Source organism: Tessaracoccus yangjingae (assembly GCF_054483935.1).
This window is the reverse complement of record NZ_CM137014.1, coordinates 515,442-539,220: the sequence shown is the minus strand read 5'-3', so window position 1 is coordinate 539,220 and position 23,779 is coordinate 515,442. Positions and strand designations below refer to the sequence as shown.

Annotated in this window: 20 protein-coding genes; 16 read left to right on the top strand and 4 right to left on the bottom strand. The window is 69.7% G+C overall.

Annotated elements, in window-relative coordinates:
- Window positions 1-32: 32 nt before the first annotated feature.
- A complete protein-coding gene (locus ACX1D3_RS02290; RefSeq protein WP_458995367.1) occupies window positions 33-344 on the bottom strand; it encodes a hypothetical protein in 312 nt (103 codons plus the stop codon).
- Between the two features lie 235 nt (window positions 345-579).
- Entirely contained in the window at window positions 580-1,563 is a 984-nt protein-coding gene (locus ACX1D3_RS02285) for a LacI family DNA-binding transcriptional regulator (RefSeq protein ID WP_458995366.1), read from the bottom strand.
- Window positions 1,564-1,672: 109 nt separating this feature from the next.
- Here ACX1D3_RS02285 and ACX1D3_RS02280 point away from each other — a divergent pair, with 109 nt between their 5' ends.
- The 14 genes from ACX1D3_RS02280 (at window position 1,673) to ACX1D3_RS02215 (ending at window position 20,429) form a co-directional block, all read left to right on the top strand.
- Window positions 1,673-2,971, top strand: a complete 1,299-nt coding sequence (locus tag ACX1D3_RS02280; RefSeq protein ID WP_458995365.1) for an MFS transporter — start codon at window positions 1,673-1,675, stop codon at window positions 2,969-2,971.
- Between the two features lies 1 nt (window position 2,972).
- Complete coding sequence (locus ACX1D3_RS02275; RefSeq protein WP_458995364.1) at window positions 2,973-5,234, top strand: alpha-L-rhamnosidase; 2,262 nt, start codon at window positions 2,973-2,975, stop codon at window positions 5,232-5,234.
- Window positions 5,227-6,210: an alpha/beta hydrolase gene (locus ACX1D3_RS02270; protein WP_458995363.1), complete on the top strand. Its 984-nt coding sequence runs from the start codon at window positions 5,227-5,229 to the stop codon at window positions 6,208-6,210. Before ACX1D3_RS02275 ends, ACX1D3_RS02270 begins: the two co-directional genes overlap by 8 nt.
- Before the next feature lie 182 nt (window positions 6,211-6,392).
- Entirely contained in the window at window positions 6,393-7,739 is a 1,347-nt protein-coding gene (locus tag ACX1D3_RS02265; protein ID WP_458995362.1) for an ABC transporter substrate-binding protein, read from the top strand.
- 107 nt (window positions 7,740-7,846) lie between these two features.
- Complete coding sequence (locus tag ACX1D3_RS02260) at window positions 7,847-8,776, top strand: carbohydrate ABC transporter permease (RefSeq protein ID WP_458995361.1); 930 nt, start codon at window positions 7,847-7,849, stop codon at window positions 8,774-8,776.
- The gene (locus tag ACX1D3_RS02255) at window positions 8,773-9,627 is read left to right on the top strand and encodes a carbohydrate ABC transporter permease (RefSeq protein WP_458995360.1); all 855 of its coding nucleotides are present in this window, start codon (window positions 8,773-8,775) and stop codon (window positions 9,625-9,627) included. The genes ACX1D3_RS02260 and ACX1D3_RS02255 overlap by 4 nt, the downstream gene beginning before the upstream one ends.
- 57 nt (window positions 9,628-9,684) lie before the next feature.
- Complete coding sequence (locus ACX1D3_RS02250; protein ID WP_458995359.1) at window positions 9,685-10,269, top strand: TetR/AcrR family transcriptional regulator; 585 nt, start codon at window positions 9,685-9,687, stop codon at window positions 10,267-10,269.
- 199 nt (window positions 10,270-10,468) lie between these two features.
- Window positions 10,469-12,322: a glycoside hydrolase family 127 protein gene (locus ACX1D3_RS02245; RefSeq protein ID WP_458995358.1), complete on the top strand. Its 1,854-nt coding sequence runs from the start codon at window positions 10,469-10,471 to the stop codon at window positions 12,320-12,322.
- A 26-nt stretch (window positions 12,323-12,348) separates the two neighbouring features.
- Window positions 12,349-13,932: a type 2 periplasmic-binding domain-containing protein gene (locus ACX1D3_RS02240; RefSeq protein WP_458995357.1), complete on the top strand. Its 1,584-nt coding sequence runs from the start codon at window positions 12,349-12,351 to the stop codon at window positions 13,930-13,932.
- A gap of 66 nt (window positions 13,933-13,998) precedes the next feature.
- Window positions 13,999-14,967, top strand: coding sequence for an ABC transporter permease (locus tag ACX1D3_RS02235; RefSeq protein ID WP_458995356.1), 969 nt, complete (start codon window positions 13,999-14,001; stop codon window positions 14,965-14,967).
- Between the two features lie 8 nt (window positions 14,968-14,975).
- Window positions 14,976-15,887 (top strand): carbohydrate ABC transporter permease, encoded by a 912-nt coding sequence (locus tag ACX1D3_RS02230; RefSeq protein WP_458995355.1) that lies wholly within the window; start codon window positions 14,976-14,978, stop codon window positions 15,885-15,887.
- A complete protein-coding gene (locus ACX1D3_RS02225; RefSeq protein WP_458995354.1) occupies window positions 15,887-16,546 on the top strand; it encodes a YesL family protein in 660 nt (219 codons plus the stop codon). Before ACX1D3_RS02230 ends, ACX1D3_RS02225 begins: the two co-directional genes overlap by 1 nt.
- Window positions 16,543-18,564, top strand: coding sequence for a glycoside hydrolase family 31 protein (locus ACX1D3_RS02220; RefSeq protein ID WP_458995353.1), 2,022 nt, complete (start codon window positions 16,543-16,545; stop codon window positions 18,562-18,564). Before ACX1D3_RS02225 ends, ACX1D3_RS02220 begins: the two co-directional genes overlap by 4 nt.
- A 65-nt stretch (window positions 18,565-18,629) precedes the next feature.
- Window positions 18,630-20,429, top strand: coding sequence for an ABC transporter ATP-binding protein (locus ACX1D3_RS02215; RefSeq protein ID WP_458995352.1), 1,800 nt, complete (start codon window positions 18,630-18,632; stop codon window positions 20,427-20,429).
- Here the strand turns inward: ACX1D3_RS02215 and ACX1D3_RS02210 are convergent.
- Window positions 20,419-21,135: a Crp/Fnr family transcriptional regulator gene (locus ACX1D3_RS02210; RefSeq protein ID WP_458995351.1), complete on the bottom strand. Its 717-nt coding sequence runs from the start codon at window positions 21,133-21,135 to the stop codon at window positions 20,419-20,421. The two genes, ACX1D3_RS02215 and ACX1D3_RS02210, sit on opposite strands and share 11 nt — an antisense overlap.
- Before the next feature lie 124 nt (window positions 21,136-21,259).
- On the opposite strand from ACX1D3_RS02210, the gene ACX1D3_RS02205 reads away from it, so the two are divergent.
- Together ACX1D3_RS02205 and ACX1D3_RS02200 are read left to right on the top strand one after the other, a co-directional pair.
- Window positions 21,260-21,496, top strand: coding sequence for a heavy-metal-associated domain-containing protein (locus ACX1D3_RS02205; protein ID WP_458995350.1), 237 nt, complete (start codon window positions 21,260-21,262; stop codon window positions 21,494-21,496).
- Window positions 21,497-21,507: 11 nt separating this feature from the next.
- Window positions 21,508-23,364, top strand: coding sequence for a heavy metal translocating P-type ATPase (locus ACX1D3_RS02200; RefSeq protein WP_458995349.1), 1,857 nt, complete (start codon window positions 21,508-21,510; stop codon window positions 23,362-23,364).
- Here ACX1D3_RS02200 and ACX1D3_RS02195 read toward each other — a convergent pair.
- Window positions 23,349-23,615 carry a hypothetical protein gene (locus ACX1D3_RS02195; protein WP_458995348.1) on the bottom strand — a complete coding sequence of 89 codons (267 nt, stop codon included), beginning with the start codon at window positions 23,613-23,615 and terminating at the stop codon, window positions 23,349-23,351. The genes ACX1D3_RS02200 and ACX1D3_RS02195 overlap by 16 nt on opposite strands.
- Window positions 23,616-23,779: the final 164 nt, after the last annotated feature.

Below are 23,779 nucleotides of genomic sequence, written 5' to 3'. Positions count from 1 at the left end.
TGGACCGGCCACGTCGCGAAGTTGCAGGACGTTCAACGCCGTCGGTGTGACCGTCGTCTGCGGCGGATCAAGGCCTGACGGGCAGCGCGATACATCGTCAGGACCCCGTCGTAGACCAGCCAGAGCCCCAGAGCGGCGATCGTCATGTACAGCAGGTACGGGATGAGGGCCCCTGGGACGAAGTTGACCATCGAGTTCTCGAAGACCTCCTCGAGGGGGTTGGACTCCGCGAGGATCCATGCGAGCCACAGCGCGCCCGCCGCAGCGGGTAGCTCAAGGATGCTGAGCAGTACCCGTCCGACGCCGATGTGTGCGGTCCGGTGTGCCGGGAGGGTTCTGGCCATGGCTGACGTCACTTCCGATGCGCGACGCCGCAACCGGCCGAACGGATGACCACGAACCGCTCGCCATGCCCTACGGGTTGGAGCGTCCTGGGACGATCACAGGGCTACCTCCATGGTCCCACCGCCGACGGGCGACGGTGACCGCCACGGCGGACCGCCGCGCGAAGCGCGCGATGCCGCTTCGATCGCGGTCAAAGGCTCGTCCGGTCTGTGACGTCAGGATTTGAGCTCGGCGTCAGGCGGACTCTCGGACGATGAGGCTGATGAAGCCGGCGGAGTCCGTGGGAGGGGGAGCCTCGCCCTTCAGGCCCGCCGCGACCCTCTCGCAGATGACGCGGCCGATCTGCTCAGGGTTCGGTGCGACGGTGGTGAGCGACGGCGACGACAGCGCGCCCCACGGCAGGTTGTCCACCCCGATCAGAGCCATGTCGTCGGGAACAGCGAGTCCCTGGACGCGTGCCGCGTGGATCAGGCCGATGGCCAACTCGTCGTTGAAGCTGCAGATGCCGGTCACGCCCGTGTTGCGCCAGCTGCTCAGTGCCTCGGCGGTCTCGGTGGGATCGAACGACACCGTGCGGACCTCGGGTTCGTCGAGTCCCATCTCGGCGCAGGCCCGCCGCACGCCCTCGAGCCGGGCGGTGGCGAACCCCTCGAGCCGGGTGTCGGCCGGCCAGGCGTATGCGATCCGCCGGTGGCCCTGTGAGGCGAGATGCTGGGCCTGCAGGCGCCCGGTCTGGACGCCGGGGAAGAGCACCAGTCCACGTTCGAGTTCGGTGTTGGCCAGCTCCAGGAGGTACCCGATCTGGGAGGCGCGCAGGCTCGCGTCCTCGCTGTCCCCCAAGCTGCCGATGCGGATGACGGCCGCGGGGGCGATGGCGTTCCAGAGGTTCTTCACCGGCCGCCCCTTGCTGCAGCGGTGCAGGAAGAGTTCGAGGCCGTGAGGCGCGAGGCCGTCGCTGACGCTGTCCATGACCAGGGGCAGCACCGGGCCGAGCGGCCAGTCCGGGATGAGCATGACCACCAGGTCGCTGCGCCCCCGGCTCAGGACACGCGCAGACGCGAGCGGCGTGTACTTGAGGGCCTCCGCCGCCTCGCGCACCCTCTGCTTCGTCGCCTCGGGGATGGACTGGTGGGGATGGTTGTTGAGCACGTAGCTCACGGTGGCCCGTGAAACGCCGGCTCTGCGCGCGACGTCGTCCGCGGTCACTCTCCCGGCCATGGGTCCTCCTCGGGTGTTGCCAACAGGACCCACTGTGTCGTACGCTACTGAAGCGCGCAACTGAAGCGCGTAAGTACGCGAGACAGAAGTCCTACGAAGGAGTAGAGAAATGGCTGGATCAGCCACGGCCACCGCGAAGGCCCCCAACCCCTGGTGGGTGGGCCTCGTCTGCGGGATGGCCTCGTACATCGACGCGGCGGCCATCGTCGGCACCGGTATCGCGCTCGTCATCTACCAGCACGCGATCGGGCTCGACGCGGGACAGATCGGCTGGCTCTCCGGCGCGCTCACGTTCTTCATCGCGATCGGGGCGCTCCTCGGCGGCAAGCTGGGCGACACGTTCGGACGCCGCTCGGTCTTCGTCGTCACGATGGCCGTGATCGTCGTCGGCGCGACGCTGGCCACCTTCGCCACCGGCTTCCCGCTGCTCCTCGCCGGCGTGGCGCTGGTGGGGTTCGGCACGGGCGCTGATCTCCCGGTGTCGCTGGCGACGATCGCGGAGTCGAGCGACGACCACAACCGCGGCAAGATCATCGGCTTCTCCAATATGTTGTGGCTGGTGGGCATCATCTCCGCGGTGGGAATCTCCACGTTCTTCGGTGGGCTCGGGCGCCTCGGCGGCCAGCTGCTCTTCGGCCAGGTCGCCGTCGTGGCCCTGCTGGTGCTCATCGCGCGCTTCACCATCCCCGAGACGCCCTCCTGGCTGAAGGCGCAGGCGGAAGGCCCCGGCGCCGGCGGCGCGTCCCGCGTCAAGGTCTCCGTCCGCGAACTCGTCAGCGGCCCCTACGCCAAGCCGTTCTTCGGCCTGCTGGGCTTCTACGGGCTGACCAACCTCGCGGCCAACACGCAGGGTCAGTTCACCACGTACCTGTGGGTGAACGTGGTGGGCATCGACGTCCAGCTCGCGTCGCTCATCGGCCTGCTCTCGTTCCCGCTGTTCATCGTCTTCGGTCTGTGGTTCATGCGGATCGTGGACGGCAAGTACCGGTTCCTGTTCTTCAGCATCGGCGCCGTCGCCTACGCGGCCTCCTACTTCATCCCCGCCCTGCTCGGGTTCTCCTTCACGACGATGCTCGTCTACACCCTCCTCAACGGGATGGGCGGCGCCTTCGCGTTCGAAGGCATCATGAAGGTCTGGACCCAGGAGTCCTTCCCGACGCTGCTGCGCACGACGGCGCAGGGCACCATTCTCGCGGTGGCCCGGTTCGGCGCCGCACTCCTGGCCTCCGTGACGCCGCTGCTGATCAACAGCGGACCCCAGGCGCTCTTCGCCGGACTCGGCGCGGTGGTCACCGTCGGCGTGCTGATCGCGTGGTTCGTGTTCCACAACGCCCCCCGCAACCAGTTCCTCGACGAGCGGGAGGCGCCCGTCGGCAGCGTCGTGGCGCCAGTGGCGGCCGGGGTCTGAGATGAGTCACACCGATCCGGTGGCCGCGCTCGACGCGGCGCAGGCGATCGGCGCCACGCCTGACACTGGCCGAGCGCCGATCCTCTCCCGAGCGTTCAGCCTCGAGCCCGGCCACGGCGAACCGATCCGCGCCACCCTGCGGGCGAGCGCCCACGGCATCTACGAGGCCACCCTCAACGGCCATCGCGTCAGTGAAGCGCTCTTCACCCCAGGCTGGACCGCCTACGAATGGCGCCTCCAGGTCAACAGCGTCGACGTGACCGCTCTCCTGGCCGACGAGAACCACCTCGAGTTCCTCCTCGGCAACGGCTGGTGGCGCGGGGGGCTGGGCTTCGCCGGCGCCGACGCCAACTACGGCCACCGGCTGGCCCTGCTGGCCGGCCTCACCGTCGAGTACGCCGACGGCCACGTTCAGCGCATAGATACCGGCCCCGGGTGGACTGCCACCGCCTCCCGCGTGGTGGCCAACAGCATCTACAACGGCCAGACAGTCGACTTCGGCCTCACGCGAGAACCCCTCGCACTGGATCTGGTCGACTTCGACCGCACCGTGCTCGTCCCCGCCACCGGTCCCGCCGTCACCCGGCAGGAGGCGATCCGCCCCGTGCGGATCTGGACATCGCCCTCCGGCGGGACGCTGATCGACTTCGGCCAGAACATCGTGGGCTGGATCAGGTTCAGCGTCACGGGGGAGCGGGGCGACCGCATCCGGCTGCGCCACGCCGAGGTGCTCGTCGACGGCGAACTCGCCACCGAACCCCTTCGCGAAGCGGCCGCCACGGATGTCGCCATCCTGTCCGGGGGCCGGGACGCCTTCGAGCCCACGCTGACCTTCCACGGCTTCCGCTACGCGGAGGTCACGGGCTGGCCGGGCGAGCTCACCGCCGACCACCTCGAGGCCGTGGTCGTGCACTCGGACATGCCGCGGACGGGGTGGTTCGAGTGCTCGGACCCGCTGCTCAACCGGCTGGTCGACAACGCGGTCTGGGGCCAGCGCGGCAACTTCCTCGAGGTGCCCACCGACTGTCCCCAGCGCGACGAGCGCCTCGGATGGACCGGAGACATCGCGGCCTTCGCGCCGAGCGCGTGCTTCGCCTTCGACGTCGCTGACTTCCTCGACAGGTGGCTGCTCGACCTCGAGGCCGAGACGCGCGCCGCCGGCGGCGTGGTACCGCTGGTGGTCCCCGACGTGCTCAAGCACGGCCAGCTGCCCGCGGACCTGGAGGTGGACTTCACCGGCCCCTTCGCCATCTGGGGAGACGCGGCGGTCTGGGTGCCTCAGGCCCTGTGGCACGCCTACGGCGACCGCCAGCGCCTGGAGGCGCACTACCCCGCCATGGTCATGCACATTGACGGGATCATCCCCAAGCTCTCGCCCAGCGGATTGTGGGACACCGGCTCGCAGCTCGGGGACTGGCTTGACCCCGACGCCCCGCCCGAGAACCCTGCCGCGGCCAAGGCCGATCCCGGCGTGGTGGCGACCGCCTGCCTGTACCGGTCGGCGTCCTTCGTGGCGGAGGCGGCGGAGATCCTCGACCGGCCCGACGATGCCGCCCGCTACCGCGAGGTGGCCGACGGCGTCCGGTCGGCGTTCACCACCCACTACGTCTCGGACGACGGGCGGATCACCTCCGACTGCGCGACCGTCTACGCGCTGGCCATCTGCTTCGGCCTCCTCGACCCGGGACGTGCCCGTGCCGCGGGTGACCGCCTGGCCGAGATCGTCCGGAGCAGCGGACATCGGATCTCCACCGGCTTCGCCGGCACGCCCTATGTCACGTGGGCGCTCAGTCGGACCGGCCACGTCGACGACGCCTACCGGCTCGTGCTGCAGACCGAGTGCCCGTCCTGGCTCTACTCGGTCACGATGGGCGCCACCACCGTCTGGGAGCGCTGGGACTCGATGCGCCCCGACGGAAGCCTCAACACCGGCATGATGACCAGCTTCAACCACTACGCCCTCGGCGCCGTCGTGGACTGGCTGTACCAGGTGGTCGCCGGCATCCAGCCCGCCGCCCCGGGGTACTCCGCAGTCCGCCTCGCCCCCACACCCGGGCCGGGGCTGGACCACGCCCATGCCGCACTCGACACCCGCCATGGGCGCGTCGAGTGCGGGTGGCGCCGCGACGACGGGGTGATCACCGCCACCGTCTCGGTCCCCGACGGCGTCGAGGCCCACCTCGTGCACCCAGGAGGGCGGGTCGAGCCCGTCCCCGCAGGCCGGCACAGCTACACCCTCGACGCGGGAGGCGACCATGTCTGAGGCGGCGGCCCCGGCCTTCCATCCCCTCTACCGGGAGCGGCTGCACCTGCTCGACGGCGTCCCGGCGCCGGGGGTCACCGACACGCCCGAGACGCTCGAGCGCCGCAGGGCCTTCGAAGCGCCCTTCGGGGATCCGTTGCTCCCCGTCGTCGACACCGAGGAGATCCATGTGCCGGGGCCGAACGGCCCCGTCCTGGTGCGGGTCTACCGGGCCCATCGGCCCCGGACCGCTCCCGCGCCCGGGCTGGTCTGGATGCACGGGGGAGCCTTCATGTTCAACGATCTGGAGGTCCCCGAGGCAGACCACTTCGCCCGGCACATCGCCCACCGCACCGGGACCGTCGTCATCTCGGTCGACTACCGGCTGTGCGACGACACCACGCACCTGCCCGTGCCCCACGACGACTGCTACGCCGTCTACACGTGGGCGCGGCAGAACGCTGAGCTGCTCGCCATCGACCCGGCACGGCTCGCCGTCGGCGGCGGCAGCGCAGGCGGCAACCTGGCCGCCTCGGTCGCGCTGCACGCCGGGGACACCGGCCAGCCCCCGTGGCAGATGCTGCTCGCCTACCCGGTGCTGCACGCCGTCCACCCGCCGGCGAGCGCGGAACTGAGTGCGGCGCTCGCCCTCACCCCGGAGGCGATGCGGTTCACCCCGGACAGCAGCCTGGACATCAACCGCTACGTCCTGGGCCGCCCGGTGGAGGCAGCCACGCCGTACGACTTCCCGGCGCTGGCCGCGGACTTCACCAGGTTCCCGCCCGCCTACATCGAGAACTCGGAGTTCGACGAGCTCCGCGCGTCCGGGGAGGCGTTCGCGGCCTCCTTGAGGGCGGCCGGAGTGCCGGTGGAGATGGTCACCGCCCGGGGCGTGCCGCACGGGCACCTCAACGCCGTCGGCTCCCCGATGCTCGAGGACGCCTACCGGCGCTTCGCCGCGCGTCTCCAGAAAGGACCCACCGGTGACTGGCACTGAAACCGCCCCCGGGAACCTGCCCGCCGGCTACACGAGCCGGCACAACTGACCCACGCGAGCCCCACGGGGCTTCCATAACGATCCGGTGACGAGCGTTGACGCGTCGCCAGGGGAGACATACCATCAACAAAAGCCAGTCATTGAACTGTTTCGGTTCGACGGCTCTTACAAGGAGGTAAGGAATGACAAGGAACACGAGAATCCGAGGGGCGCTCATGGCGGGCTCCCTCGCCCTCGCGCTGGGCCTCGGCGCCTGCTCATCGCCAGGCGGCACGGGAGAGCCCGGAGCCACGGAGTCGGCCGGGTCCGCCGCCGAGCCCGTCGAGCTGACGCTGCTCACCGGCACCGTCGAACTGAACGTGCAGATCGCCGAGGCGGTGGCCGCCGGCTTCAACGCGGCGAACCCGGACATCATCGTCGAGGTTGACGCCTCCATGCCGGGCGGATCCGAGGGTGACAACCTGCTGAAGACCCGCCTCGCCACGGGTGACGACCTGGACATGTTCTGGTACAACTCCGGTTCGCTGCTGCAGGCGCTGAATCCAGATCAGCAGTTGCTCAACATCGCGGACGAGGAGTTCATCGGGAAGGTGGACGAGGGCTTCCTCAGCACCGTGTCGACGGACAACGGCGTCTACGGCGTCCCGATCGACACCGCCGGGGGCGGCGGCATCCTCTACTCGGTGCCCATCTACGAGGAGCTGGGCCTGTCGGTGCCCCAGACCTGGGACGAGTTCGTCGAGAACACCCGCGCCATCAAGGACGCCGGATACGACAGCGCCCTGATCCAGTCGTTCGCGGACACCTGGACCTCTCAGCTGATCGTGCTCTCGGACTTCTACAACATCTACGCCAGCGACCCGGAGTGGGCCGACAAGTACACCGCCAACGAGGCCAACTACTCGAACACGCCCGAGGCTCTGCGCAGCTTCGAGAAGATGCAGTCGCTGGCGGACGAGGGCCTGCTCAACAAGGACTTCGCCTCCCTGACCTTCGAGCGCGCGATCGAGCGGATGGCCTCCGGGGAGGGCGCGCAGTACCCCATGTTCACGGGCATGGTGGAGAGCATGATGGCGCTCTACCCCGAGGCCAAGGACAACATCGGCTTCTTCGCCACCCCCGGCGACGACGCCGCCACCAACGGCGTCACCGTCTGGATGCCGCCCGCCATCTACGCTCCCGCGAACACCGAGCACCCCGAGGCCGTGAAGCGGTTCATGGAGTACGTCGCGACGCCTGAGGCGTGCGAGGTCCGCCTCGAAGCCGTGGGTGTCTCCGGCCCCTTCCTGGTTGAAGGGTGCGAGGTGCCCGCCGACGTCCCGAGGGCGGTCCAGGACATGCTGCCGTACTTCGAGGAGGAGGGCCGCACCGCGCCCGCGCTCGAGTTCCTGTCGCCCATCAAGGGCCCGTCGCTCGAGCAGATCACCGTCGAGGTGGGCTCGGGCATCCGCCCCGCCGTGGAGGCCGCCGCACTCTACGACGAGGACGTCAAGAAGCAGGCCCAGCAACTGGGGCTCGAAGGCTGGTGAAAGCCGCGGGGAGCAGGGTGCGTGACGCGATCCTGCTCCCCATCCCGGGGCGGCCGTCCGACAGCGGCGGCCGCCCCCCACCCAACTCGCACGAGGTAGAAACCGCCATGTCGACGTCATTAGCCGCCCACCCGCCGGCGCCATCCACCCATCCCCCAGAGTCCGCGCCCAAGCGACGGCGCGCCAGGAGCCAGTACCCGATGTGGTTCTACGCCCCGGCCGGCGTGATCTACCTGACGCTGTTCCTGGTGCCCACGCTCGCGTCGTTCTACTTCGCCCTCACCCGGTGGACGATCTTCGACTCCGAGTTCATCGGCCTGGAGAACTTCCGGACCTTCTTCTCGGAGCCGTTCCTGTTCGACAGCCTCGTCAACACCATCATCTTCGCCGTGCTCACGTCCGGCGCGAAGGTGGTTCTGGGCCTGCTCATCGCCGTCTTCCTGAGCAGCCAGATCATCGCGCGCGGCTACCTGCGCTCCGTGGTCTTCTTCCCCGTCCTCATCTCCGCAGTGGGCATCGGTGCCACCTTCGCCGTCCTCCTGGACCCGTTCGAGGGCGTGGTCAACCGGGCCCTGGCCGTCATCGGGATCCAGGGGCCCGGCTGGTTGACGAACCCCGACCTGGCCCTCTACTCGGTGGCCCTGGTGGACATCTGGCGCGGCGTCGGGTTGGCGACGCTCATCTACATCGCGGGCATCGTCGCCATCCCGCAGGAGTACTTCGAGGCCGCCAAGGTCGACGGGGCCACCGCCACGCAGCGGTTCTTCAACGTCACCCTGCCGCTCATGTGGCCGGCGACCACGACGGTGATCATCCTGTCGCTCATCGGCGGGCTCAGGTCGTTCGACCTCATCTGGACGATGACCGGCGGCGGGCCCGGGTTCAGCTCCGACGTGTTGGCCTCCGTGGTCTACAAGCAGTACCAGGCCGGGTTCTACGGGCTGTCGACGGCGGGCAACGTCGTCCTGTTCCTGCTCGTGGCGGCGATCATCATCCCCCTCTTCATCCTGCTCAACCGTAAGGAGGTGGACCAGTGAGCAGCGCACCCTCAGAAGGCCGCGTCAACCGCACCTACGCCTGGGTCGGTGGACTCCTCGGCATCGTCGTGACCACCCTGGTCTTCGTCGTGCCCTTCGTCTTCATCTTCCTCACGGCCTCGAAGACGCGACGCGAAGCCGCCGGCCTGCGCTTCACCCTGCCCACCGAGTGGGTCTTCATCGAGAACCTCGTGGAGGTGGTCCAGGCCCGCGACTACGTCCTGGTGACGGCCTTCATCAACTCGACCATCCTCACCGTCGGTTCCGTCACACTGCTCGTGGTCTTCTCCGCCATGGTGGGATACGTCCTCCAGCGGCGCAGGAGCAGATGGAACGGACTCATCAGTTTCCTGGTGTTGACGGGACTCATCGTGCCGCCCGCGGTGGTGCCCACGATCTGGGTGATGCAGGGGCTGCATCTGTTCCAGACGATGCACGGCCTCATCCTCATCGAGGTGGCGTTCGGCATGGCGTTCTGCATCCTGATGTTCCGGGCGTTCGTCGCCACCATTCCGCGGGAACTCGACGAGGCGGCCACGATGGACGGCGCCGGGCCGCTCAGGCTGTTCTTCCAGGTGATCTTCCCCCTGCTCCGCTCGGTGATCATCACCGTGGTGGTCGTGCAGTCCGTGTTCGTGTTCAACGACTTCCAGGCACCCCTCTACTTCTTCCCTGGGAGCGGCAACGAGACGGTCCAGGTCACCCTGTACAACTTCCAGGGTCAGTACTCCACGGCCTGGAACCTGCTCTTCATGAACATCCTCCTCATCACCATCCCCATGCTCGTGATGTACATCTTCTTCAACAAGCAGATCGTGGCCGGCATGACATCGGGTGCAGTGAAGGGGTGATCGGCGCCATACTCGGCGGAGACGGTGTCGGATCGATCGGGTGAAGGGGTTCGTGACATGCAGGCTCGTGGCTCCTATGCCAAAGGCGTGGCCAAGCGCGAGGAGATCCTGACCGCCGCCCTCGACTCATTCGTGGAGAAGGGCTACGACCGCACCTCGGTGCGGGAGATCGCCCGCTCCGTCGGCCTCAGCCAGGCGGGGCTCCTCCACTACTTCTCCAGCAAGGAGGAGCTGTTCCTGCAGGTCCTGAGCCGTCGCGACAAGGATTCGGTCACCGAGGACGCCGTCGAGGGCAGCCACACGGTGGAACGCCTGATGCAGGCAGTGGTCAGGAACACCCGTCAGGCGGGCCTGGTGGCGTTGTTCGTGGCCATGTCGGGGGAGAGCGTGCACAGCTCCGGAGAGGCGAGGCAGTTCTTCGAGGAGCGCTACCGGTGGCTGCTCGAGGACATCCGGGTCGACGTGGCGCGGATGCAGGAGGCCGGTGCCGTGACCGCCGCAATGCCGGCCGAGGCGATCGCGTCCTTACTGGTCGCGGCGGTCGACGGCCTGCAGATCCAATGGCTGCTGAACCCCGACGGGGTCGACATGGTGGCCCGCCTCCATGACCTCCTCGGCCTCCTCGGCGCCCCTGGTCGATAGACCCGGCCGAAGCACTCACGCCGCCATCCCGGTCTCCCCGGGGTGGCGGCGTGTTTCTGCGTCCAGCCCGGTGCGCGGCGGCGGTCCTGGGTGGGCGTTATCGAACCGTGACATGAGTCCTTCTTGTCCACCTCTTGACAACGCTGAATCAGACGATGCATGATCCTCCCAAGAGTTTTCATCGTTGAAAGGGTCACAGGTGACCACCTCGTCCTCGACGCCCCCCGTCGCCCCCGCCGTTCCGCTGGCCGCGTCCCCGCGCGTGCCGCTGGGGATCGCCGCGGTCCGCCTCGACCCCTCCTCCCGGCTCGGCGCCTGGCAGCGTCGCAATGCCGCCGCGACCATCCCGCACTGCGTCGCCCAGCTCGAGGAGGCCGGCAACCTGGACAACTTCCGCCGGGTGATCGGGGAGTCCACCGCCGAGTGGCGCGGCTTCTGGTTCGCCGACTCGGACCTCTACAAGACCATCGAGGCGGTGGCCTGGGAGATCGCCCGCACCGGCACCACCGAGTTCGACGGCTGGCTCGACGACGTGATCGCCCTCGTGGCCCGCGTCCAGGAGCCCGACGGCTACGTGATGACCTGGATCCAGGGCGTGCACCCGGAGAAGAAGTTCGCGGAGCTGGACTGGACGCACGAGATGTACGTGCTCGGCCACATGGTGCAGGCCGCCGTCGCGCTGGCCCGCGCAGGCCGCCGCGACCTCCTCGCCCTCACCACCCGCTTCGTCGACCTCGTCGACACCACCTTCGGACCCGCCGCCGACACCGTGGGCTACTGCGGCCACCCCGAGCTCGAGACCGCCCTGGTGGAGCTGTACCGCCTCACCGGCGAGCGCCGCTACCTCGATCTGGCCCGCCACCAGGTGGACCACCGCGGCTCCGGCCTGCTCAAGGTGGGCTCGCTCGGCGCCCGCTACTTCCAGGACCACGCCACCGTGCGGGAGTCGACGAGCGCCGTCGGACATGCCGTCCGCCAGCTCTACCTCAACGCAGGCGTCACCGACCTGGTCCTGGAGGGCGGCGACGACGCCCTCCTCCACGCGATGCGCGCCCAGTGGGACAGCGCCCACGACCGGAAGATGTACATCACCGGCGCCTTCGGGTCGCGGCACCGCGACGAGGCCTTCGGCGACGACTACGAGCTCCCGTCGGACCGCGCCTACGCCGAGACCTGCGCCACCATCGCGGACCTGCACTGGAACTGGCGGATGTACCTCGCCGAGGGCGGCGCCCGTTACGCCGAGACCATCGAGCGCGAGCTGCACAACGCGCTGGCCGCCTCCCTCGACGAGACCGGCACCCGCTTCTTCTACTCCAACCCGCTGCAGCTGCGCCCGGACCGCTACTCCGAGGAGAACGCCCCCCGCGAGCGCACCCCCTGGTACGCCTGCGCCTGCTGCCCGCCCAACATCGCCCGCGTGTTCGCGCAGCTGAGCGGCTACGTGGCCTCCGTCGACGACGGCGCCCTCGCCGTCCACCTCTACACCGGCGCCGAGATCGACGTGCCCGCGTCCCTGGGCGGCGGCACCGTGACGGTGCGCACCAGCTACCCCGACGACGGCCGCGTCGAGATCGCCGGCCCGGCCGGGCTCGCCGTCGCGCTCCGCATCCCCACCTGGGCCGACGATGCCACCGTCGACGGCACCCCGGCCACCCCCGGCGCCGACGGCTACGCCAGGCTCACCCTCGCCGAGGCCCCGACGGTCCTCGAGCTCCCCATGACCCCGCGCTGGACGCAGGCCAACCACCGCGTCGACGCCGTCCGCGGCTGCGTCGCTCTGGAGCGCGGGCCCCAGGTGTACTGCGTCGAGCAGGTGGACCTCCCCGCGGAGATCCGCCTGGACGACGTCGTCGTCGACCCCACCACGCCGCCCCGCGAGTCCGACGACGGGCTCGAGATCGCGGTGACGCCACGGCGGGAGGTGGGCCCGCTCTACGGCGCGCCCTCCACCGCCCCCACCGGGGAGCCCGTCACCGTGCGGGCCATCCCCTTCCACACCTGGGGCAACCGCGCCTCAGGTGCCATGCGCGTCTGGCTCCCCAGCGCGTGACCTCAACGAAGAGAGGACACACCGAGATGAAGATCAGGAAGATAGTCGCGGCCACGGCCGCGCTCGCGACGAGCGCCGTGCTGCTCGCCGGCTGCGGGGGTGAGCAGCAGGCCCCCGAGACCCTGCGCATCCTCGCAGTCAAGCACCCGCTCACCAAGCCCATGGCCGACATGGAGTGGGTCAACCAGATCGAGGAGGCCACCGGCGCCACCATCGAGTGGGAGGAGGTCTCCGCCGACTGGCCGGAGAAGAAGGCCACCATGCTGGCCGCCGGCGACGTGCCGGACCTCATCATCGGCGGCAACGCGATCACCGACACCGACCTGGCCACCTACAGCTCCCTGTTCCTGGACCTTTCCGAGCACATGGACGCCATGCCCAACGTCTCGGCGATGTTCGAGGAGAACTCCCGCCTCGAGGCGCTGGCCACCCTGCCCTCGGGTGAGGTCTACAGCCTCCCGTCGTACAAGCGCTTCTGGCCGCTGGCGATCACCCGCATGTACATCAACCAGCAGTGGCTGGACAACCTCGGCCTCGAGGTCCCCACCACCTGGGACGAGCTCTTCACCGTCCTGTCCGCCTTCAAGACCGAGGACGCCAACGGCAACGGCGACCCGAACGACGAGATCCCGTGGGACTGGGCACCCGTCGGCACCGGCGGCTTCGGCTACTTCCAGCCCTCCGCGCTCCTGGGCTCCACCGGCCTGCCGATCAACAACGGCGGCGGCCAGGGCTACTTCGTCGAGGGCGGCGAGGTCAGCAACTTCATGGTCGACGAGCGCTACCGCGACCTCGTGGCCTTCATGCACAAGGCGTGGGCCGCCGGCCTGATCAGCGAGCAGGCGTTCACGCAGGACTACTCCGCCTACCAGTCCGTGGGTCGCGGCAACGGCGACGACGCCGCCGTCGGCTTCTCGTGGGGCTGGACCGCCTCCGACCGCTTCGGCGCCCAGCTGGCCCCGCAGTACACGTCGATGGCGCAGATGGAGGCCGAGGCCGGCCAGGACGCGCCCGTGACGTGGAGCTACGACGACGAGAACTACACGGGCAACCACATCATCGTCTCGGCCGAGTCCAACAACCAGGAGCTCGCGCTCGCCGTGGTCAACGAGTTCTACGACCAGACCCGCTCCGTCGAGGTGCTGTTCGGCGACGTCGGCGACTACGTCGAGCAGACCGGCGACAACGCCTACCGCGTCCTTCCGCCGGCGGACGGCACCACCGACCCGTCGTCGTGGAAGTGGACCAACACGCTGGCCGACGCAGGCCCGTTCTGGATCCGTGAGTCCATCGAGCTCGAGCTGCCCACGGACGTGGCCGAGGCCGTCGAGCAGGCGGTGCCGCTGCAGCCCGCCCTCGACAACGTGGACCCCGAGGCTGACGTCTACCCGTTCAAGTTCGTCAAGATGACCGCCGAGGACCTCAACACGCTGAACCTCAACAACACCAACGTGCTGGCCCAGACCATGGCGAAGTTCGCCGAGTGGGTCACGCAGGGCGGCGTCGAGGAGCAGTGGGACGACTACGTCACCCAGATGGACGGCCTCGGGATGCCCGAGAACATCGAGATCTACCAGCGCTACTACGACGAGTTCGTCGCCAACCAGTGATCGGCCGACCCGGGGCGCGGACGCCAGCCGCCCGCGCCCCGGGTCCCACCCCCTAAGGACCGCATCATGACGACTCTGACACGCGAGGCCGCCCCGGCCGTCGCCCCCGAGGGCCGGCCGAAGCAGCCGCTGCCGGCCCGCCTCTCGCGGCACTTCTCCCGCCAGTGGCAGCTGTGGGTGATGCTGCTGCCCGCCGTCGCCTTCGTCGGCCTGTTCTCCTACGTGCCGATGTACGGCATCCAGCTCGCGTTCCGCGAGTTCGACTTCCAAGCCGGCCTCACCGGCGGCGACTGGGTGGGGTTCAAGTACTTCGTCCAGTTCTTCGAGAGCCCCCTGTTCTGGCAGCTGATGCGCAACACCTTCGTGATCAGCTTCACCACGCTGGTGTTCGGCTTCATCGCCCCCATCGTGCTCGCGCTCGTGGTCAACCAGATCTTCGGGCCGGGCCGCAAGCGGTTCATGCAGACCGCCACCTACCTGCCGCACTTCATCTCCGTGGTGGTGCTCGTCGGCATGCTGCAGGTGTTCCTCAACCCCACGTCGGGCGTCATCGCCAAGCTGTTCTACCTGTTGGGCTTCGAAGGCAACTTCCTCGGCGACGTCGCCGCGTTCGTGCCCGTCTACGTCATCTCCGAGGTGTGGCAGCACGCCGGCTGGAACTCGATCATCTACCTGGCGGCCCTGTCGTCGGTGGACCCGCAGCTCTACGAGGCCGCGCGCGTCGACGGCGCCAACCGCTGGCGCCTCATCCGCCACGTCGACATCCCGGCGCTGGTGCCGACGATGATCGTCCTGCTCATCCTCACCATGGGCGGCATCCTGGCCACGGGCTTCGAGAAGATCTTCCTGATGCAGAACACGCTGAACCTGCCGGTCTCCGAGGTGATCGCCACCTACGTGTACAAGATCGGCATCATCGGCAACCAGTTCAGCTACGGCACCGCCATCGGCCTGTTCAACACCGTGATCAACTTCGCGTTCCTGCTCGGCGCCAACTGGCTGGCCAAGCGCTACTCCAACACGAGCCTCTGGTGAGGAGCACCATGTCCACGAGATTCGCCAGGCTCCGGAACCAGTCCCCGAGCGACAAGATCTTCACCCTCACCCTCGCCGTGGTGTGCGTCGCGATCCTCGTCGCGATCATCTACCCGGTCTACTTCGTGCTCATCGCGTCCATCAGCGAGCCGCGGCTCGTGTCCACCGGCCAGGTCATCCTGTTCCCCGAGGGCATCAACTTCTTCGGCTATGCGCAGGTGCTCGACGACGACCGGATCTGGACCGGCTACCGCAACACCATCATCTACGCGGTGGTGGGCACCGCCCTCAACCTGCTGGTCACGCTGCCGGCCGCCTACGCGCTGTCGCGGCCGGAGTTCCGGCCCCGCCGGTTCCTCATGCTGTTCTTCGCGTTCACCATGTTCTTCAACGGCGGCCTCATCCCCACCTACCTGCTCTACCGGGACCTGGGGCTCATCGACAACTGGCTGGTGTTCATCCTCCCCGGCGCCATCAACGTCTACAACCTCATCATCGCCCGCGCGTTCTTCGAGAACTCGCTGCCCAACGAGCTGTACGAGGCGGCCATGCTCGACGGCCTCAACCACTTCCAGTACTTCCTGCGGGTGGCGCTGCCGCTCAGCAAGGCGATCATCTCGGTGATCGGCCTCTACTACCTGGTGGCCCGCTGGAACGACTTCTTCACCGGCCTGGTGTTCGTGCGCACCTACGACAAGCAGCCGCTGATGATCGTGCTGCGCGACATCCTGCTGCAGAACCAGGCGTTCGCCGGCGGCGCGGGCACGGCGGGGGGCACCGGCGGCGCCTACGGCCAGGACTACGCGGACCAGATCAAGTACGCCGTCATCGTCGTGGCCACCCTGCCGGTGATCATCGTCTACCCCTTCATCCAGAAGTACTTCGAGAAGGGCGTGATGATCGGCTCGGTGAAGGGCTGATGCGCCGCGTCGTCGGCTGGCACACCGGCCTGGGGGAGCACGCGCTCCGGCTGTTCCTGCTCCACCTGCTGTGGCTCGCGGGCGCCGTCGCCGGGGGCGTGGTCCTCGGGGTGTTCCCCGCCACCTCCGCCGCGATGGGCGTCCTCCGCCGCGACGCCATGGACCGCCGCGCCGAGCACCTGGGGGGCGACGCGGCGGTCCGCGAGCCGCTGCACCGCGAGTTCGCCGCGCTGTGGCGCCGCGAGTTCCGCTCCGCCAACGTGCTCGGCTGGATCCTCGCGGCCGCGTGGGCGCTGCTGGTCTACGAGTACTGGCTGCTCGGCAACAACCGCCTCGGCCTGCCGGGAGGCGCCGCCGCAGGCGCGATCCTCGCGCTCATGCTGGTGCTGTTCGTGATGACCAGCAACCTGTGGGCGCTGCAGGCGCACTTCGCGGAGGGCCCGCTGGCGCTGCTGCGGCGCAGCCTCGTGCTCACGCTCGGCCGGCCCGTCTCGGCGCTGCTGCTCGCGGTGGGCGTGCTGGCCGTCGCGGCCGGCTACGTCATGCTGCCCGGGCTCGGGGCCGTCTTCGGGGTCACGCTCGCGGCCTTCCTCACCACCCAGTTCCTGTGGGGCACCGGCATCCTCGCCGCCGCCCCGGTCACACCCTCGGAGGCATGATGTTCGACGCCGGAGCCCGCTCGCTGCTGTGGCGGGGCGGGGGAGAGACCCTGCTGGTCGAGGCATGGGGCGACGGCGCCGTGCGGGTGCGCTCCGCCGTCGGCGAGGTGGCCGACGCGGACTGGGCGCTGCTGGCGCCGTCGCCCGGTGTCGCGGCAGAGGTGACGGTCGACGGCGACACCGCGACACTCACCACCGGCGGGATCACCGTCGTGGCCCGGCAGTCCGGCGGGCTGGACTGGCAGGCGGGCCAGGCCCGGTTCGACTGCCGGCTCGAGTTCCGCGACGCCACCGGGCGGCTGCTGTTCCGCGAGATCGGCCCAGGCGGCGCGCTCAAGCTGGACGCCCGCCGCTTCGAGCCCCTGCCCGGCGGCGGCTACCGCGCCACCCTCACCCTCGAGGCCCCAGCCGACGAGCGGCTCTGGGGCATGGGGCAGTACCAGGACGGCGTCGGCGACCTCAAGGGCTCCACCCTCGAGCTGGCGCACCGCAACTCCCAGGCCAGCGTGCCGTTCGTGCTCTCCAGCGCCGGCTACGGGTTCCTCTGGCACTGCCCGGCCATCGGGCGCGCCACCTTCGCGGCCAACCGCACCGAGTGGGTGGCCGAGTCCGCCACGCAGCTCGACTACTGGGTGGTGGCGGGGGACACCCCCGCCGAGATCCACCGTCGCTACGCCGACGCCACCGGGCACGCGCCGATGATGCCCGAGCTGGGGCTGGGCTTCTGGCAGTGCAAGCTGCGCTACGCCACGCAGGACGAGCTGCTCGAGGTGGCCCGCGAGCACAAGCGTCGCGGCCTGCCGCTCGACGTGATCGTCGCGGACTTCTTCCACTGGCCCAAGATGGGCGACTACCGCTTCGACGAGGAGTTCTGGCCCGACCCCGCCGCCATGACCGCCGAGCTGCGCGAGCTCGGGGTGGAGCTGATGGTGTCGGTCTGGCCCCAGGTCTCCCTCGACTCGGAGAACTTCGACGAGCTGGCCGAGCGCGGGCTGCTGGCCCGCAGCAACGCCGGCATCGACGTCCAGATGTGGTTCCAGGGCCCCAGCCGGTTCCTCGACGTGACCAACCCCCGCGGGCGCGAGTGGCTCTGGGAGACCTGCCGCCGCAACTACGCCGACCGGGGCGTGCGCCTCTACTGGCTCGACGAGGCCGAGCCGGAGTGGGGGCTGTACCAGCCATCGGCCTACCGCTTCCACGCCGGGCAGGCGCTCGCCGTCGGCAACATCTACCCGCAGGCCTTCTCGCGGGCGTTTGCGGAGGGGCAGGCCGCCGACGGCGTCGACGGCGTGGTCAACCTCGTCCGCTGCGCCTGGGCCGGCTCCCAGCGCTTCGGGGCCCTGGTGTGGTCCGGCGACATCGCCTCCACGTGGGAGTCGCTGCGCGCCCAGATCACCGCCGGCATCCACATCGGTGTCGCGGGCATCCCCTGGTTCACCACCGACATCGGCGGCTTCTACGGCGGCCACGTCGACGACCCGGCCTTCCACGAGCTGCTCGTGCGCTGGTTCCAGTTCGGCACGTTCCTGCCCGTCATGCGCCTGCACGGCGACCGCGCGCCCGGGGTGCCGGTGACGGGGGCCGACGGAGTGTCGCGGCAGCCGTCGGGCGCGCCCAACGAGGTGTGGAGCTACGGCGAGGAGGTCTACGGGATCCTGCGCGAGCACCTGTTCCTCCGCGAGGCGCTGCGCGACTACACCCGCTCCGCGATGGCTGAGGCGCACCGCGACGGGCAGCCCGTCATGCGCGGGGTGTTCCACGGCTTCCCCGATGACCCGGTCGCGTGGACGGTGACCGACCAGTTCCTCTTCGGGCCGGACCTGCTGGTGGCGCCGGTGGTGGAGCCGGGGGCGAGGTCGCGGCCGGTCTACCTTCCGGCGGGGGCCTCCTGGACCTCACTGGCCACCGGGGAGCGCCTCGACGGCGGCGCCTGGGCGGACGTCGTGGCTCCGCTGCACGTCATCCCGGTGTTCGCCCGGGACGACGCGTGCGGGCACCTGGTCGCGCCCCGGGCCTGAGCGACGCCGGGGGCGGCCCGCGGGGTCAACGCGGGTAGAGTGCCACGTCGAAGGAGTGACCGCTCGTGCGCAGCATCGCCAAGATCATGGCCACAGCCAGAGAGCTGTGGCCGCTCTACCTCACCGTCGTCATCGGGGCCGTCGCCACATCCGCGACAGCGCTGCTGACCCCGTTCGTCATCGCGAGGGCCACCGACACGGTGGTCGAGATCGCCGAGGGTCGCGGCGGCACCGTCGCCGACCTCATGTGGCTGGCGGTGATCCTGCTGATCATCGCACTGGCCAACTCGGCGATCACCAACGTCTCCGGCTACTTCGGCGACGTCATGTCGGTGCGGCTGCGCGCCATCCTCTCGGCCAACTACTACCGCAAGCTGCTGCGCCTCCCGCAGCGCTACTACGACAACGAGCTGACCGGCACCATCATCTCCCGGCTCAACCGCTCCATCACGTCGATCACCGACTTCCTGCAGACCTTCAGCAACGGCTTCTTCCCCACCGTCATCACGCTGCTGGCCGTCCTGGTGATCACCGCGTTCTACTCGCCTTGGCTGAGCGTGCTGCTCATCGTCATCTACCCGACGTTCGTGTGGCTGACCGCGCTGACGTCGAAGAAGTGGCAGGTGTGGGAGAAGCAGAAGAACGACCACTACGACATCTCCGGCGGCCGCTTCTCCGAGGTGATCGGGCAGATGCGCGTGGTGAAGTCGTTCGTCACCGAGCGCCGCGAACTCGACTCCTTCCAGGGCCACTACCGCGACGCGATCTCGCTGGCGCAGACACAGTCGAGGTTCTGGCACACCATGGATCTCTGGCGCCGCGGCGCGCTGGACGTGGTGTTCTTCGGCATCTACGCCATCATCTTCTGGCAGACCGCCACCGGCCAGTACAGCGTCGGCACCATGGTGCTGCTCATCCAGCTCACCACCATGGCCCGCATGCCCGTCACGTCGATGAGCTACTGGGTGGACATGACCCAGCGCGCGGTGGCCGGCAGCCTCGAGTACTTCAAGGTGATGGACGAGCCCGACGAGCCGAACAACCCGCTCGAGGCGGCGCCGTCGGCCGAGGTGCAGTGGGTGGACGCGGACCCGGTGGTGGAGTTCGACGGCGTGAGCTTCGGCTACGGCGACGGCGAGGACCTCGTCCTGCGCGACATCCACCTGGCCATCAACCAGGGCGAGCGGATCGCGTTCGTGGGCGAGTCGGGCGGCGGGAAGACCACGCTGGTCAACCTCATCATGAAGCTGTACCCGGTGACGTCGGGGACGCTGCGCGTGCACGGTCAGTCCGTCGACGAGGTGCCGACGGTGGAGCTCCGCCGCGAGATCGGCGTCGTGTTCCAGGACGCCAACCTGTTCTCCGGCACCATCCGGGAGAACATGGCCTACGGGCAGGACGGGGTCACCGACGAGCAGCTTGCGGTCGCGGCACGCCGAGCCAACGCCATGACGTTCATCTCCCACCTCAAGGACGGGTTCGACACCGAGATCGGCGAGCGGGGCATCAAGCTGTCCGGCGGGCAGAAGCAGCGCCTGTCCGTGGCGCGGGCCCTGCTCAAGGACGCTCCCATCCTCATCCTCGACGAGGCCACCAGCTCGCTCGACACCAAGTCGGAGCGCGCGGTGCAGGCGGGGCTCGAGGAGCTGATGGAGGGCAGGACCACGCTGATCATCGCGCACCGGCTGTCGACCATCTCGACGGTGGACCGGATCGTCACGCTGCGCGAGGGCCGCATCGACGAGATCGGCACCCCGGCGGAGCTCGCCACCACCGGCGGCATCTACGCCGAACTGCTGGCACTCCAGGGCTCCACCCGCAAGGCCGACAAGGCCCGCCTCCTGCGCTACGACATCACCCAGTAGGCCCGACGGCCCGACTCTCCAGTGCGTCCAGGTCAGCCAGGGCGATCCGCCTACCCTGCAGCAGCCGGATGGTGCCCTCGTCGGACATGTCGCGCAGCCGTCGGCTGAGGGTCTCGGGCGTCGTGCCGAGGAAGCTGGCGACGTCCTTCTTCGCCATGGGCAGCTCCACGACGAGGCCGTCGGTGTCGCGGCGGGTGGGCAGATCGAGGAGGTAGGCCGCGAGGCGGGCTCCCACGTCGGCGCCGCTCATCGCCGCCAGCATCCGCTCGGCGGCGGCCAGCCGCTCCGACTGCACCTGCAGCATCTTCACCGCGATCCCCGGGTACTTGGCCACCAGCCTGGCCAGGTCCGAGTGGTCGAAGGTGCACAGCTCGGCGTCGGTGTCGGCGTACACGTAGTGCTCCGGACGCCGGCCCAGGACGAAGGACGCCTCGCCCACCACGTCACCCTGGCCCAGGACCCGCAACACCCGCTCGCGCCCCGTCTCCAGCAGGTGCACGATCCGCACGCTGCCCGAGTGGACGACGAGGAGCCGCCGCGTGCTGCTCCCGGCGCGAACGACCTGATCCCCTGCGTGGACCCTCACCGGCCGCGCGAACCGCGCGACCTCCAGCTGCTGCGCCGCGTCCAGCCCGCGGAAGATGGGCACCAGCGCCACGCACGTGTCGCCTGCCGGTGCCCCCTCGGGGCCGTGTCTGCTCGTCATGGGCACCAGCCTGCCCCATCCCTCCTTCAGCGGGCTTGATCTGCGTCAAGGAACGGATCGCGACCGGACCGTAGCGTCGAGTCATCGGCGGAACCACCGCCGCCCCTGATCGAAGGAGACCACGATGCCCACCCAGGCAACCACCACCCACACCACCCTGCGCGCCGAGGGCTTCAGCTGCCCGTCGTGCGTGGCCAAGATCGAGAAGTCGCTGAGGAAGCTCCCGGGGGTCTCGGCGGCGACGGTGCACTTCGCCTCGTCGCGCATCGAGGTGGACCACGACCCGGGCCTCGCGTCCACCGACGACCTGGTCGGCGCCGTCGGCGCCGCCGGGTACACCGCCCGCCCGTCGGCGTTCTGAGAGGCGCAGACATGCATGCACGCATCCACCGGTGGGCGGTCCCCGCCGGTTCGGGGCTGTTGATCGCGGCGGCCTGGGCGCTCGGCGCCTCGTCGCCGGCCCTGGGCGACTGGTTCATGCTGGCGGCCGCGATCGTCGCCGGGGCCCCTGTCGTCGTGAAGGCCTACCGCTCCCTGCGGCTCGGCGTGATCGGCATCGACCTGCTGGTGGCGGTGGCCGCGATCGGCGCCGTCGCGATCCGCAACTACTGGGAGGCGGCGGCCGTCACGTTCCTCTTCGCCGTCGGCCACGCGCTGGAGGACGCGACACTGGCCAGGACCCGCTCGGCGCTGGCCGAGCTCGTGGCCCTGGCCCCCGTCACCGCAACCGTCATCCGCGGCGGCGAGCAGCTGGAGGTTCCCGCCACGGAGGTCGCCACCGGGGAACTCGTGGTGGTCAAGAACGGGGGGCGCATCCCGGTGGACGGGCTTGTCTCCGGCGGCCGGGCGGCCGTCGACGAGTCGGCGATCACTGGCGAGTCCATCCCCGTCGAGAAGGGCTCCGACGAGGCGGTCTTCGCCGGCACGATCGTGGCCGACGGCTTCCTCACGGTGAGCGCGACGGGCGTGGGCGCCGACACCACGCTCGCCCGCATCATCCACCGCGTCGAGGAGGCGCAGGACGCCAAGGCCCACAGCCAGCAGTTCATGGAGCGCTTCTCCCGGTGGTACACGCCGGGGATCATCGCGCTCGCCGTGGTGGTGGGGCTCGCGACACGCGACCTCGAACTGGCCCTGACCCTCCTGGTCATCGGCTGCCCCGGGGCCCTGGTCATCTCGGTTCCCGTGGCCCTCGTGGCCGGCATCGGCCGGGCGGCCCGTGACGGCATCCTGATCAAGGGTGGCGAGTTCCTGGAGACCGCTGCCCGCGTCGACGTCGTCGCGTTCGACAAGACCGGCACCATCACCGCCGGCACGCCCGAGCTCACCGACGTCGTCGCCCGCGGCGACTGGGACACCTCCGAGGTGGTCGGCTGGGCGGCCCGAGCCGAGGCCGGGTCGGAGCACCCCCTCGCCCGGCCCGTGCTCGCCGAGGCCGCACGCCTGGGGCTGCCCGTCCAGGCGGTGCCCGACGGGGTGCGCCCGGTCCCCGGGCACGGGGTGATCGCGATGGTCGAGGGCCGCGAGGTGGCCGTGGGCAACCTCGCCCTCATCTCCCGCGTGACTGACGCCGGGTCCGTGACCTGGGGCGAGAGTGTCGCGGCGAGGCTCGCCGACAAGGGGCTCACCCCCCTGCTCGTCGCCCTCGACGGGGACGTCATCGGCGCGCTGGCCGTGGCCGACGTCGTCCGGCCCGAGGCGGATGCCCTTGTCGAGCAGCTTCACCGCGCGGGCGTCGGCAGGGTGCTGATGCTGACCGGCGACAACGAGCGCGTGGCGGCGGCGATCGCCGGCCGGGTCGGCATCAGCGACGCCAAGGCGGGCCTCCTGCCGGAGCAGAAGCTCGAGGTGGTCCGCGCACTCCAGGCGGAGGGTCACGTCGTCGCGATGGTGGGCGACGGCGTCAACGATGCACCGGCCCTGGCGCTGGCCGACGTCGGGATCGCGATGGGGGCCGCGGGCTCACCGGTGGCCGTGGAGACCGCCGACATCGCGCTGATGACCAGCCGGCTCGACCGGATCCCCGAGGCCATCTCGCTGGCGAAGCGCACGGCACGGGTGATGCGGCAGAACATCGCGATCGCGTTGGTCACCGTCTCCCTCCTGCTGGCCGGGGTGCTGTCCGGCGGGGTGACGATGTCGCTCGGGATGCTGGTGCACGAGGCATCGGTGCTCATCGTGATCGTCAACGGGATGAGGCTGCTGCGTCGTCCTCAGCGGGCGAGGTAGCGGATGTCTCCGACGGTGGTGCCGTGGCCGCCGGTCCAGCGCGGCTCGTCGTCCGAGAGCAGCGCGAGCATTCCCGTGAGCTCGCCGGTGGCGAGGTGATGGAGCCGCTCGAGGGCGGCCTTCGACGACGGACGCGTCGGGAGGGCGGCCTCGACGGCGGCGGCCCCCTCGTCGGTGGTCACCCCGTTGGCCAGGATCCCGGCCCAGAACAGTCTCGAGCGGGTGATCTCCCAGAGGTCGTCGTCGGTCACGAGCTTGAGCCTAACCCGGGTCCGCGGGACCCGGACGGGGGCACTTCGCATAGCGCGGCTGTCTTTGCACACCCAATACGGTGTGCGAAGACGCCGACGGTGTGCGAGGACGCCTCGCACAGGCCGGAAGGTGTGCGAAGTGGCCTCGCACAGGCCGGAAGGTG

Coding starts and splice junctions, on each gene's coding strand:
- ACX1D3_RS02275 (WP_458995364.1), top strand. CDS start 2,973: ATGAGTCACACCGATCCGGTGGCCGCGCTCGACGCGGCGCAGGCGATC.
- ACX1D3_RS02285 (WP_458995366.1), bottom strand. CDS start 1,563: ATGGCCGGGAGAGTGACCGCGGACGACGTCGCGCGCAGAGCCGGCGTT.
- ACX1D3_RS02205 (WP_458995350.1), top strand. CDS start 21,260: ATGCCCACCCAGGCAACCACCACCCACACCACCCTGCGCGCCGAGGGC.
- ACX1D3_RS02240 (WP_458995357.1), top strand. CDS start 12,349: ATGAAGATCAGGAAGATAGTCGCGGCCACGGCCGCGCTCGCGACGAGC.
- ACX1D3_RS02260 (WP_458995361.1), top strand. CDS start 7,847: ATGTCGACGTCATTAGCCGCCCACCCGCCGGCGCCATCCACCCATCCC.
- ACX1D3_RS02200 (WP_458995349.1), top strand. CDS start 21,508: ATGCATGCACGCATCCACCGGTGGGCGGTCCCCGCCGGTTCGGGGCTG.
- ACX1D3_RS02270 (WP_458995363.1), top strand. CDS start 5,227: ATGTCTGAGGCGGCGGCCCCGGCCTTCCATCCCCTCTACCGGGAGCGG.
- ACX1D3_RS02265 (WP_458995362.1), top strand. CDS start 6,393: ATGACAAGGAACACGAGAATCCGAGGGGCGCTCATGGCGGGCTCCCTC.
- ACX1D3_RS02210 (WP_458995351.1), bottom strand. CDS start 21,135: ATGACGAGCAGACACGGCCCCGAGGGGGCACCGGCAGGCGACACGTGC.
- ACX1D3_RS02230 (WP_458995355.1), top strand. CDS start 14,976: ATGTCCACGAGATTCGCCAGGCTCCGGAACCAGTCCCCGAGCGACAAG.
- ACX1D3_RS02235 (WP_458995356.1), top strand. CDS start 13,999: ATGACGACTCTGACACGCGAGGCCGCCCCGGCCGTCGCCCCCGAGGGC.
- ACX1D3_RS02290 (WP_458995367.1), bottom strand. CDS start 344: ATGGCCAGAACCCTCCCGGCACACCGGACCGCACACATCGGCGTCGGA.
- ACX1D3_RS02225 (WP_458995354.1), top strand. CDS start 15,887: ATGCGCCGCGTCGTCGGCTGGCACACCGGCCTGGGGGAGCACGCGCTC.
- ACX1D3_RS02280 (WP_458995365.1), top strand. CDS start 1,673: ATGGCTGGATCAGCCACGGCCACCGCGAAGGCCCCCAACCCCTGGTGG.
- ACX1D3_RS02250 (WP_458995359.1), top strand. CDS start 9,685: ATGCAGGCTCGTGGCTCCTATGCCAAAGGCGTGGCCAAGCGCGAGGAG.
- ACX1D3_RS02220 (WP_458995353.1), top strand. CDS start 16,543: ATGATGTTCGACGCCGGAGCCCGCTCGCTGCTGTGGCGGGGCGGGGGA.